Source organism: Acidovorax sp. 107 (assembly GCF_003058055.1).
In the GTDB taxonomy this organism is placed as follows: Bacteria; Pseudomonadota; Gammaproteobacteria; order Burkholderiales; family Burkholderiaceae_C; genus Acidovorax.
The window spans coordinates 3,363,033-3,374,815 of sequence record NZ_QBTZ01000001.1; the positions used below are offsets into that span (position 1 = coordinate 3,363,033).

At 65.6% G+C, this 11,783-nt stretch carries 12 protein-coding genes; 2 read left to right on the plus strand and 10 right to left on the minus strand.

Going from position 1 to position 11,783, the window contains the following annotated elements; genetic code table 11:
- The first annotated feature begins 122 nt into the window (after window positions 1-122).
- The gene (locus tag C8C99_RS15670; protein ID WP_108626237.1) at window positions 123-746 is read left to right on the plus strand and encodes a TetR/AcrR family transcriptional regulator; all 624 of its coding nucleotides are present in this window, start codon (window positions 123-125) and stop codon (window positions 744-746) included.
- Window positions 747-849: 103 nt separating this feature from the next.
- On the opposite strand, the gene C8C99_RS15675 is transcribed toward C8C99_RS15670, so the two are convergent.
- From C8C99_RS15675 to C8C99_RS15695, 5 genes are all read right to left on the minus strand, one after another.
- The gene (locus C8C99_RS15675; protein ID WP_108626238.1) at window positions 850-1,788 is read right to left on the minus strand and encodes a fasciclin domain-containing protein; all 939 of its coding nucleotides are present in this window, start codon (window positions 1,786-1,788) and stop codon (window positions 850-852) included.
- 55 nt (window positions 1,789-1,843) lie between these two features.
- Window positions 1,844-2,299 (minus strand): fasciclin domain-containing protein, encoded by a 456-nt coding sequence (locus C8C99_RS15680; protein WP_108626239.1) that lies wholly within the window; start codon window positions 2,297-2,299, stop codon window positions 1,844-1,846.
- Between the two features lie 188 nt (window positions 2,300-2,487).
- The gene (locus tag C8C99_RS15685) at window positions 2,488-2,910 is read right to left on the minus strand and encodes a universal stress protein (RefSeq protein ID WP_108626240.1); all 423 of its coding nucleotides are present in this window, start codon (window positions 2,908-2,910) and stop codon (window positions 2,488-2,490) included.
- A gap of 113 nt (window positions 2,911-3,023) precedes the next feature.
- A complete protein-coding gene (locus C8C99_RS15690) occupies window positions 3,024-3,869 on the minus strand; it encodes a metallophosphoesterase (protein ID WP_108626241.1) in 846 nt (281 codons plus the stop codon).
- A gap of 26 nt (window positions 3,870-3,895) precedes the next feature.
- A complete protein-coding gene (locus tag C8C99_RS15695; RefSeq protein WP_108626242.1) occupies window positions 3,896-4,873 on the minus strand; it encodes a LysR family transcriptional regulator in 978 nt (325 codons plus the stop codon).
- Between the two features lie 138 nt (window positions 4,874-5,011).
- Between C8C99_RS15695 and C8C99_RS15700 the strand changes: the two genes are divergently transcribed.
- Window positions 5,012-5,452, plus strand: coding sequence for a hypothetical protein (locus C8C99_RS15700; RefSeq protein ID WP_108626243.1), 441 nt, complete (start codon window positions 5,012-5,014; stop codon window positions 5,450-5,452).
- Between the two features lie 206 nt (window positions 5,453-5,658).
- Here the strand turns inward: C8C99_RS15700 and C8C99_RS15705 are convergent, their stop codons facing one another.
- From C8C99_RS15705 to norR, 5 genes are all read right to left on the minus strand, one after another.
- Complete coding sequence (locus C8C99_RS15705) at window positions 5,659-7,530, minus strand: phosphoenolpyruvate carboxykinase (GTP) (RefSeq protein WP_108626244.1); 1,872 nt, start codon at window positions 7,528-7,530, stop codon at window positions 5,659-5,661.
- A gap of 308 nt (window positions 7,531-7,838) precedes the next feature.
- Window positions 7,839-8,549: a 7-cyano-7-deazaguanine synthase QueC gene (gene queC, locus C8C99_RS15710; RefSeq protein WP_108626245.1), complete on the minus strand. Its 711-nt coding sequence runs from the start codon at window positions 8,547-8,549 to the stop codon at window positions 7,839-7,841.
- Between the two features lie 92 nt (window positions 8,550-8,641).
- Window positions 8,642-8,788, minus strand: a complete 147-nt coding sequence (locus tag C8C99_RS24055; protein WP_199226430.1) for a hypothetical protein — start codon at window positions 8,786-8,788, stop codon at window positions 8,642-8,644.
- A gap of 88 nt (window positions 8,789-8,876) precedes the next feature.
- A complete protein-coding gene (locus tag C8C99_RS15715; RefSeq protein ID WP_108626246.1) occupies window positions 8,877-10,076 on the minus strand; it encodes a threonine ammonia-lyase in 1,200 nt (399 codons plus the stop codon).
- Between the two features lie 121 nt (window positions 10,077-10,197).
- The gene (norR, locus tag C8C99_RS15720; RefSeq protein WP_108626247.1) at window positions 10,198-11,763 is read right to left on the minus strand and encodes a nitric oxide reductase transcriptional regulator NorR; all 1,566 of its coding nucleotides are present in this window, start codon (window positions 11,761-11,763) and stop codon (window positions 10,198-10,200) included.
- Between the last annotated feature and the right edge of the window lie 20 nt (window positions 11,764-11,783).

Genomic DNA, 11,783 nt, shown 5'->3' on the forward strand with positions numbered 1-11,783 from the left:
TTCAAAGGCCGTCTGGCTGTGCCCCTGCGGCGGGGTGCGCGGCACGTTTTGTGCTGTCAAAAACGTGAACGACGTAGTTGCATTGCAACTTCGTCATTTATTTTTTTACTGCAATGTATAAAATGGACGCCATGCAAACGCCGCAACCCAAAGTTTCGTTCAAGGAGCAGATGCACCAGGCCCGCGAGGATGCCATCCTCCAGTCCGCCTGCCGCCTGCTGGGTGAAAAGGCCTTCGACGCCATGACCATGGACGACGTGGCCAACGCCGTCGGCATCGCCAAGGCCAGCCTGTACAAGCATTTCTGCAGCAAGGAAGAGCTGTGCAGTGCCGCCATGGTGCAGATTCTGGGGCGGGTGCAGACCTACCTGGCGGGCCTGCCCGCGGACATGCCGCCGCTGGAGAAGCTGCATGCGCTGGTGCGCTGGTCGCTGGAACGTCTGCTGACCAACGAGATGCCCCTGCTGCCCAGCCGCAACTCCACGCTGCGTGCCGTGCTCATGGCCAACAAGGACTATCTGAACGGGCTGGTGGCAGTGAGCGACCAGATCGGGGAGTGGATCACCCAGGCCCAGGCCCAGGGGGTGATCAGCCCCACGCTGCCGCCGCTGGTGGTGCTCTACACGCTGTATGCGCGCGCCTGCGACCCGGTAGTGAGCTTCCTCAAGGAAGGCGGGCAGTATTCGGACGCCGAAATCGTGGACCTGGTGGTGCGCACCTGTTTTGACGGGCTGGCAGCGCGTTGACTGGGCGGCCCAATCAACCGCACCCATAAAAAAAGCCCGGCGTGCCGGGCTTTTTGCTGTGTGGGTGCTGCGCCGGTGGGGGCGCGCAGCACCTGGGATCCTGTCACTTCGGCAGGATCACCTTGTCCACCACGTGGATCACGCCATTCTTGGTGAATACGTCGGTAGCCACGATGTTGCTGGTGCGCATGTTCTGGTCGGTGATCACCAAGCTGGAGTTGATGGTGAAGGTCTGGCCCTGCACGGTGGTGATGGCGGTGTTCACGGGCACTTCGGCCTTGAGCACGCGCGCGGGCACCACGTGGTAGGTCAGTACCTGGGTCAGCAACGTCTTGTTGGCCAGCAGCGCGTCCTTGGTCACGCCCAGCTCGGTCAGCAGCGCTGCAAACGCCGCGTTGGTAGGAGCAAACACGGTGAAGGGACCAGCGCCTTGCAGTGTGCTCACCAGCCCGGCAGCCACTACGGCCTCGACGAGGATGCTGAAGTCGGGCAGCGCCGAGGCGGTGGCCACGATGTCCTTGTCGGCGGGCAGCAGCACCTTGTCCACCAGATGCACCACGCCGTTGCTGGCCTGGATGTCGGTGCTGGTGATGGTGCTCACGCGATTGCGGCCGTCGGTGATCTTCAGGCCGTTGTTCGACTCGATCTTGAAGAAGCCGCCCGACACCGGCGTGATCGCCTTGCCCAAGGGCACATCGGCCCGCATCACCTTGCTGCCCAGCACGTGGTAGGTGAGCACGGCAGTCAGCAGGGGCTTGTTGGCCAGCAGCGCTTCCTTGGTCACACCCAGTTCGGTCAGCAACGCGGCAAACGCTGCGTTGGTGGGTGCGAACACGGTGAGCGTGCCCGTGCTCAGCGTGGGCGCGAGGCCCGCAGCGACCACGGCTTCGACCAGGATGCTCAGCTCGGGGGTGTTTTGGGCCAGCTCGACGATGTTGCGCTGGGGCTCGTCGTCTCCGCCCCCACAGGCTTGCAGCAGGGTGGCGCTGGCGCCCAGGGCGGCAGCCATCAGGACGGTGCGGCGATTGAATACGGTGTTCATGGCGGCTTCTCCTCGTGAATGGATGGTGGGTGAAAAGAGCGGTGGTGCCGGTGGCTTACTTGGGCATCAGCACCGTGTCGATCGCATGGATCACGCCGTTGCTGGCGGCCACGTCGGTGGCAATGACCTTGGACTGGTCGACCATCACGCCCATGCTCGTGCTCACTGTGAGTTCCTGGCCTTGCACGGTCTTGACCTTGCCGGCCTTCACGTCGCTGGCCATGACCTTGCCGGGCACCACGTGGTAGGTCAGCACCTTGGTCAATGCGGCCTTGTCGGCCAGCAGGCCGTCCAGCGTGGCCTTGGGGATCTTGGCGAACGCTTCGTCGGTAGGGGCAAACACCGTGAACGGGCCGGGGCCCTTGAGGGTGTCCACCAGACCGGCGGCCTGCACGGCGGCCACCAGGGTCTTGAAGTTGCCCGCCTTCACGGCGGTATCGACGATGTCTTGCGCCATGGTGCTGAAGGTGGCGCCTGCGGTCAGAGCGAGTGCAATCAGGGTCTTCTTCATGGGTCGTTCCTCTCGGTTTCGATGGAATTGACACGCCAAGATGGGCGTGGCGCGAATGTATAACCATTTGGTACAAAAGTAAACTTATTGGTTATTCAATAACCACTTAGTCGTAACGAGATGAAAAAAAGCCCTGCAAGGCAGGGCTTTTGGATGGTGTTGCGCGGTTGCGCAGCGGAGCTGGACGTTCAGCGAACGATCAGCAGCGGCACCTTGCTGTGCGCCAGCACCTGGGTGGTCACCGAGCCCATCACCAGCGTGGCGATGGCGCCATGGCCGTGCGAACCCATGACCAGCAGGTCGAACTTGCCGGTGTCTGCCACCTTGGCGATGGTTTCGCCCACCGTGCCGACCTTGACGCTGCGCTTGGCATCCACGCCGTGGCGGCCCAGGAACTTGCACACAGGGGCGAGGATTTTTTCGGCTTCTTCGGCGTGGTAGTTGTCCACCACTTCCTTGCCCAGCGCGGCGCGGGCGCGGGGAGGCAGCGGGGCCTGCACCGTCAGTACGGTGTAGGTGTGGGTGCCGCCCAGCAGTTCTTCGTGGGTGGCCAGGTAGGCCAGCATTTTCTTGGTGTAGGCGCTGCCATCGACAGCAAGCAGGATATTCATGGTGTTCTCCGAAAAGGGATGGGGCAGACTACTCTGCGCGGGTGCCTGTTGTCTTGACCTGGGTCATGTTGTTCTGTTCGGCGCGTGGCGGATTCGTACGAACCGCATGCTGATCATACGGTGACCACGCAGCGCGGCTGAAACGCTGCCTGCTCGCCCTTGCGTGCGTAACCCAGCGGGTTGGCCACCACCCGGCACTGCCAGGGCGATCCGTCGCTGCGCTGACCCTGCGCGGTGTAGTCGCTGGGCGCATGCAGGTGGCCATGCAGCCACAGCGGGGTGTGCATCAGCAGGTCGTCCAGTGCGTTGCAAAACCCTGCTGTGCCGGGCACCAGGCCGTAGCGGGGGTCGGCGCTGCGCAGGCTGGGTGCAAAGTGGGTGACGACCACGGTGGGGCCGTCAAACGGCTGCTGCAGCACATCGCGCAGCCACTGCTGGCAGACCAGCGCCTGCTCGCGCATGGGCTCGGCCAGAAACGGCTCTGTGTGGCGCGTGCCACCGGTCTTGCGCAGGTAGAAGTTGGCCGCGCGAAAGGCCTTGTCCCGCAGCTTGAGCCGGCGCGTGAGGTCGGTCGTGCCCTCATGGTCGGCCAGTGCGTCGAAATCGCTCCACAGCGTCGTGCCCACAAAACGCACGCCTTGCAGCACCAGGGCTTCACGCTCCAGCCACGCAATGCCCAGGCGCTCGCAGGTCTGGCGCAGGCGCAGGTGCGCGGCATCGAAGTCCTGGGCGTCGTACTCATGGTTGCCGGGCACAAACAGCACAGGGGTCGGCCAGCCCCCATGCTGGGGCAGCGGCGAAAACCGGGCCAGGCCGAAGTCGTCGTCGCCCAGCTGGGAGCCTTGCTGGTAGGAGCCCACATCCCCCGCCAGCACCAGCACATCGGCGCCGGGGGCGGGTTCGGGCACAAAGTGCGGGTGAGCCTCCAGGTGGAGGTCAGAGAGAAGCTGGATATTCATCAGACTGGAGGGCAGATGGGTGCAGTCTACGGCGTGCCGTGCAGGTCCTTCCCAGGGAAGGTGCGCCGCGCTGACCGCGCAAGGGCCTGCAGCAGCCAGGTCATCGCGGCCTGCTGGGGGCCGCGGCGGCGCCACAGGGCGTCTACGTGTACGGCGGGAACGTCCAGCGGCAGGGCCCGTTGCACCAGGGCGTCGGCAATGCCGGTCACCGGCACAAAGTGGCGTGGCAGCACGGTCAGCAGGTCCGAGCCCGACACCACCCGCCCCGCCGTGAAGAACTGGTTGACCGTGATCACCACCTTGCGCTCGCGGCCCAGCGACGCCAGGGCTTCGTCGATGAAGCCAAAAGGGCGACCCGAGAAACTCACCAGCATGTGCCGCGCTGCGCAGTAGGTGTCCAGCGTCAGCGGGGCGTCGGCCAAAGGGTGGCCCTGGCGCATCACACACACGTATTCGCCGTCGTACAGCCGGCGGCTTTCAAAGGCCACTACGCCGCCTGATTGCGCCCGCGCGGTGAGGTCGGCCAGCGCTGCGGGAAAGTAGCCCACGGCCATGTCGGCCGCCTCTTCTTCCAGCAGGCGCCGGGGGTCGCGCGTGGTGAGTGGCAGCACGCGGATGGAGATGCCAGGGGCTTCGCGCTCGATGATTTCCACCAGGGCGGGCACCAGCGTCGCCGCCGTGGCATCGGCCATGGCCAGCACAAAGGTGGACTCCGCCGTTGCCGGGTCAAAGTGACCGGGCGCCAGGGACTCCTGCAAATGGGCCAGAGCCTCGCGCACCGGCGGCCACAGGGCCAGTGCGCGTGGCGTGGGCTCCACGCCCTGGCCACTGCGCACCACCAGTTCATCCCCCACTACATCCCGCAGGCGCCGCATGGCGTTGCTGACGGCCGGCTGGGTGATGGAGAGCTTGTGCGCGGCCCGGGTGAGGCTGCGCTCGGCCATCACCTCGTCAAAGACGCGCAGCAGGTTCAGGTCCAGGGAGCGGAAGTTCAAAGGAGTCATGGTCGCCCCAACAGCATATTCATCACAAACATGAATATCAATGATTCAAAATATAAACTTGAACATGCAAAGGGTAAACCCTAATATCACCCCATCGCCCGGCAATCTCGCCACAAGCGTTAGAAAAGGGAAACCGAAATGACCGCCTTTGCACACGTTGAGTACCCCACCGAACACCCCGGCGTTGTCCGCGCCGAAAACGCTGCCGCCGCCCTGAAGAGCGCTGCCGCCCATTTTGACGGCGCGCGTGGCGCAGCCTCCTTGCTGCTGGCCGCCGTGGTCTCCGCGCTGCTGGTGGTTGCCAATCAAGTCATCGACACCTGGACCGAAGGCCACCTGCTGGCCGCCTGGATGGTGCTGTGGCTCGTGGCCTTTGCCGCGCTGGCCCTGCTGACCAGCCCCGCCCGTCGCGCCGGTGTGGCGCTGCGCGGTTCCGCGCTGGCCTGGGCTGAAAACCGTCGCCGCGCCGCTGAAGATCAGCGCACCTGGCAAGTCGCCATGAAGGACCCCCGCATCATGGCCGAGCTGAACCACGCGATGGGCATTCCCACCGTGGACAGCATTCGCAAGTACTACTGAACTGAGGGTTTAGCGCAGCACACTGCGCAACCCAGCCCATTCAAAGCCGTGGCAGACGCCACGGCTTTTTTTATGTCTGTGCTTGTCATGTCCCATTCCTGGTGCTCCAGGCCGCTGCTGTTGCTGCAGCGCGGGGGCGAAAAAAAGCCGCCCCGCGAGTGCGGGACGGCTTTGAGTAGGGAAGCTTCCTGGATCAGACGAGCGTATCAGGCCGCCAGGCGCTTTTCCAGTTGCGCCTTGGTATCGAGCAGCGCCTGGGGCAGGTGGTAGGCCAGCTGCTCAAAGTGGGCGGTGTGCAGCTTGAACTCTTCCGTCCATGCGGCCTTGTCGATGCTGGTCACGGCGTCGAACTTCTGGGCATTGAAATCCAGCCCGGTCCAGTTGATCTCGGCGTACTGCGGGGCCACGCCGAACATGGTTTCCTGGCCTTGGGCTTGGCCTTCGATGCGGTCGATCATCCACTTGAGCACACGCATGTTGTCGCCATAGCCGGGCCAGACGAACTTGCCGGCTTCATCCTTGCGGAACCAGTTCACGCAGAACACCTTGGGCAGCGCCTTTCCGGTGGCGGCAATTTGGCCTTCCATGTTCAGCCAGTGCTGGAAGTAGTCGCTCATGTTGTAGCCACAGAACGGCAGCATGGCGAAGGGGTCGCGGCGCACCACGCCTTGGGCGCCAAAGGCGGCGGCGGTGGTTTCGGAACCCATGGTCGCTGCCATGTACACGCCTTCGGTCCAGGTGCGGGCTTCGGTCACCAGTGGCACGGTGGTGGAGCGGCGGCCGCCGAAGATGAAGGCGTCAATGGCCACGCCATTGGCATCGTCCCACTGGGGGTCGAGCGCTGGGTTGTTGGTGGCGGCCACGGTGAAGCGCGAGTTCGGGTGGGCGGCCTTGGCGCCGGTTTCCTTGGCGATCTGGGGCGTCCAGTCCTTGCCTTGCCAGTCGATCAGGTGGTCGGGCAGCTTGCCCGTGTCCTTTTCCATGCCTTCCCACCACACGTCGCCGTCGTCCGTCAGGGCCACGTTGGTAAAGATCACGTCCTTGTCCAGGCTGCGCATGCAGTTGGGGTTGGTATGCATGTTGGTGCCGGGGGCCACGCCAAAGTAGCCAGCCTCGGGGTTGATGGCGTACATCTTGCCGTCGGCATGGGGCTTGATCCAGGCGATGTCGTCACCGATGGTGGTGACCTTCCAGCCGGCAAAGCCCGCCTCGGGCGGCACCAGCATGGAGAAGTTGGTCTTGCCGCAGGCGCTGGGGAAGGCCGCTGCCACGTGGTACTTCTTGCCTTGGGGGTTGGTCACGCCCAGGATGAGCATGTGCTCGGCCAGCCAGCCCTGGTCACGGCCCATGGTGGAGGCGATGCGCAGGGCCAGGCACTTCTTGCCCAGCAGCGCGTTGCCGCCGTAGCCCGAGCCGTAGGACCAGATTTCGCGCGTTTCGGGGTAGTGCACGATGTACTTGACCTTGGGGTTGCAAGGCCAGCTCGTCGTGTCCTTCTCGCCTTCGGCCAGGGGAGCGCCCACGGTGTGCATGCAGGGCACGAACTCGCCTTCCACGCCCAGCACGTCGTACACGGCCTTGCCCATGCGGGTCATGAGCTTCTGGTTCACGGCCACGTAAGCGCTGTCGGTCAGTTCCACGCCGATGTGGGCAATGTGGCTGCCCAACGGGCCCATGCTGAAGGGCACCACGTACATGGTGCGGCCCTTCATGCAGCCGTCAAACAGCGGCTGCAGGGTGGCGCGCATTTCAGCGGGGGCCATCCAGTTGTTGGTGGGGCCGGCGTCTTCCTTGGCGGCCGAGCAGATGTAGGTGCGGTCTTCCACGCGGGCCACGTCCGATGGATCGGACCAAGCCAGGAAGCTGCCGGGGCGCTTGGCGGGGTTCAGCTTCTTGAAGGTGCCGGCATCGACCAGTTGCTGGCACAGGCGGTCGTACTCTTCCTGGGAGCCATCGCACCAGTAGATGTTGTCGGGCTTGCACAGGGCGGCCATGTCGGCCACCCAGGCGAGCAGCCGGGCGTTTTTGACGTAAGCGGGGGCGTTGAGATTCAGGCCCTGCATCGTGGGTGCGTTCATCGGGGAGCTTCCTAAGTTGAAAAAACGTTTTTTCAAAGGAAGCGGACCGAACGGGTCACGGCGAGGCCTGGCGCAATTGCGGTGCTGAGCGCTGCCTTTGAAAAAACGGCTTTCGTGCTCAGTCGGCGGGCGGGAGCGTGTGTCAGCCCCACGGGTGGAGGCTAGTTCCACGGATTCCGCGGGTCGGCTGGGATGTCAATTTTATGAATCTGCCGCCCATTTGTCTGTCAGACAGGGATCAAAACCATGCAAAAAAAACATGGGGTTATGCATTCAATCCTACGCCCGGTAGACGCCTGGCTGTGGCGCTAGGGCTGGGTCGCCGCACCGCTCCAGCGCTCAAAGCCCGCCTTGCGCAGCGCACACGCCGGACAAGTGCCACAGCCGTACCCCCAGGCATGCAACGTGTCGCGCACGCCGTGGTAGCAGGTATGCGAGTCGTTCACGATCAGATCGACCAGCGCCTGCCCACCCAGGGTTCGCGCCAGCTCCCAGGTCTCGGCCTTGTCCAGCCACATGAGGGGCGTCTCGAACGTGAACCGCTGGCCCATGCCCAGCGACACCGCCACCTGCAGCGCCTTGAGCGTGTCGTCGCGGCAATCGGGGTAGCCCGAAAAATCGGTCTCGCACATGCCGCCCACCAGGGTGTGCAGCCCGCGCCGGTAGCCTACGGCGGCGGCCAGCTGGAAGAACAGCAGGTTGCGCCCCGGCACAAAGGTGTTGGGCAGGCCGGCGGCGGTCATCTGGATCTCGGCGTCGCTGGTCAGCGCGGTGTCGCTGATGTGGCCCAGCACCGCCAGGTCCAGCATGTGGTCGTCGCCCAGCCGGGCGTTCCACTGCGGAAACTGCGCGCGCAGCGACGCCAGCACCGTCTGCCGCGCCTGCAGCTCAATGTGGTGGCGCTGGCCGTAGTCAAAGCCGATGGTTTCCACATGGGCGAAGTGTTCAAGCGCCCAGGCCAGGCAGGTGGTGGAGTCCTGGCCTCCGGAAAAGAGGACGAGTGCGTGTCCGGGTCTCATGGGGGTTCTCCAGGTCAAACGAGGATGGGAGTGGGGGCTGGACGAAAAAAAGCCCCGCACTGCGGGGCTGTGGGGGATGCCTGCCGGAGCGGTCAGGCCATCATCACGGCAATGAACGCCAGCAGGAACATCATGATGCCGCCCACCACCGGCAGCACCATGGGGACCACGTGAACGACGTTTTCCACGGGGTCGTTCGATGGCGTTGCAGAGGCGTGCGAAGTGTTGTGGTCAGACATGGTGGGCTCCAGATGCTTAAAACTTGCGCAATTCTAGCCGCGAGAACCTGCGCAGGGGCAAAACCCTCTGGTCTCTATGAACCGGCTCTCAAATCAGGTCGGCCTGCATGCCCGCCGCCCGCAGCTGTCCCAGCACCTCATCGACATGGGTCTTGCCCCGGGTTTGCAGCACCAGTTCGATCTCCACGTTCTGTGCGGCCAGCATGGTGAAGGCGCGCTGGTGGTGCACTTCCTCGATGTTGGCGCCCGCGTCGGCCACGGTGGCGGTGATGCGCGCCAGCACGCCGGGTACATCGCGTGCGCTGACCTTGATGCGCGCCAGGCGCCCCGAGCGCACCATGCCGCGCTCGATGATGGCCGCCAGCAGCAGCGGGTCGATGTTGCCGCCGCACAGCACCAGGCCGACGCGCTTGCCCTTGAAGCGTTCGGGGTAGCGCACCAGAGCGGCCAGGCCGGCAGCCCCTGCGCCTTCGACCAGGGTCTTTTCAATCTCCAGCAGCATCAGCACCGCCTGCTCGATGTCGCCCTCGTCCACCAGCACCAGGTCGTCCACCAGGCGTTTGACGATCTCCTGCGTGATCTTGCCCGGCGTGCCCACGGCAATACCCTCGGCTATTGTTGACGTGCCCTGCGGGTGGTGCGTGCCCTTGACGGCGTTGACCATGGCCGGAAAGCGTGCGGTCTGCACGCCCACGATCTCGATGCCGGGCTTGAGCGCCTTGGCGGCCGTGGCCACGCCCGAGATCAGCCCGCCACCGCCGACGGCAATCACCAGCGTTTCGAGGTCGGGCACGGCCTGCAGCATCTCCAGGCCCAGCGTGCCCTGGCCGGCGGCCACGCCTTCATCGTCATACGGGTGCACAAAGGTCAGCCCCTGCGCGTCGGCCAGGGCGTAGGCGTGGGCACGGGCTTCTTCCAGCGTGTCGCCATGCAGCACCACCTCGGCACCGAACCCGCGTGTGCGCTCCACCTTCACCCCGGGCGTGAAGCGCGGCATCACGATCACCGCGCGCAGGCCCAGGCGCTGCGCGTGGTAGGCCACGCCCTGCGCATGGTTGCCCGCGCTCATGGCCACCACGCCGCGCGCTCGCTCCGCGTCGGTCAGCAGCGTGAGCCGGTTGCAGGCGCCCCGCTCCTTGAACGACGCGGTGAACTGCAGATTCTCGAACTTGAGGAATACCTGCGCGCCCACGATCTGCGAGAGCGTCTTGGATTCCACACAGGGGGTGTCCAGCACCTGGCCTTGCAGGCGGGTGGCGGCGTCGCGGATGTCTTGGAGGGTCAGCATGGGCCGATTGTGGCGCAACGTGGGAGGGTAGGGCGCTGTGGCGGGTGCGGAGCAGGTATTTGAATGAAAAGTGCCGCAAGTGCTAGAGATTCATGCGCTTATTGCTATCAATTTTGAGCGTCTATTTGACGCCCAGCCTGCGCGCCAGCTTGTGCAGGTTGCTGGCGTCCACCTCGAGTGCACGCGCGGCCCGGGCCCAGTTGCCCTGGTGGCGGGCCAGGGCCTGGGTGATGGCGAGCCGCTGGCAGGCATCCACGGCATCGCGCAAGGGGCCCTCGGCGGTGGCGGGTGGGGGTAGCTCCGCAGCCATGGCGGGGGCGCTGGCGTCCAGCGGCGCATGGGCCGCGCTGGCGGCTTGGGCGTCCAGGTCCAGCAGCGCGGGCTCCAGCGTCACGATGTCGGCGCGGTTCACGCCCCGGCTCAGGGCCTTGAGTGCGGCGCGGCTGATCACGTGCTCCAGCTCGCGGATGTTGCCGGGCCAGGGGTAGCGGCGCAGTGCGTCCTGCGCACTGGCCGACAGGCGCAGGCTGCGCAGGCCCAGGCGAGCGCGGTTCAGTTCCAGAAAACGGCCCGCTAGCAGCAGCACATCGTTGCCCCGTTCACGCAGCGGCGGGATGGGCACGGGATACACCGACAGCCTGTGGTACAGGTCGGCGCGAAACGCGCCGTCGCGCACCTGCTCGCGCAGGTTGCGGTTGGTGGCGGCGATCACGCGCACGTCCACGCGGCGCGGGCGGTCGGCGCCCAGGCGCTGGATCTCGCCGTTCTGCAATGTGCGCAGCAGCTTGGCCTGCACGGCCAGCGGCAGCTCGCCCACTTCGTCGAGAAACAGTGTGCCGCCCTCGGCAGCCTCGAAGCGCCCGGGCCGGTCGGTCACCGCGCCGGAGAACGCGCCACGCACATGGCCGAAGAGTTCGCTCTCGGCCAGCGATTCGGGCAGCGCCGCGCAGTTCACGTGCACCAGCGGCTTGGTGCGGCGCGTGGACTGGCGGTGCAGCAGGCGCGCGAGCAGCTCCTTGCCCACACCGGTTTCGCCCAGCAGCAACACGGGCAAGTCCGAGCCGGCCACCACCTCCAGCTCGTGCAGCAGGCGCAACAGGGGCTCGCTCTGGCCGACGATCTCCATGTCGCCATCGCCCGCGCGGGTGGCGCGCTCATCGTCGGCGCTGCGCGTGTGGGGGGCGCTGCGCAGTGCCTGCACTTCGCGCTCCAGCCGCGAGATGCGCACGGCCGCCTCCACCAGCACCTTGCAGTCGGCCAGCGCGGCGCGTGCGGCTTCGCCAAAGGTGCCGGTCTGCAGGGCGTCGAGCGTGAGCACGCCCCAGGGCTGGCCATCCACCTGCAGGCCCATGCCCATGCAGTCGTGCACCGGCAGGGGCTCGCCCACCAGGGTGTCGAGCAAGCCGTCATAGGGGTCGGGCAGGCTGCTGTCGTGGTCAAAACAAGTCACCTCGCGCCGCGCCAGGATGGCCGCGAGCCGGGGGTGCTGGCTGACCGCAAAGCGCCGGCCCAGCGCCTCGCGCACCAGGCCGTCCACGGCCAGCGGGCGCAGGTGCTCTTCTTCCAGTTGCAGCAGCGCCACGGCCCCGCAGTGGAACCGGCTGCGCAGGTGGGCGACCAGCCGCTGCAGGCGCACGGCCTGGGGGAGGTCGGTGGCCAGGTCGGCCAGCAGCGGGCTATGGTCCATGGTGATATTTACCTTTGATG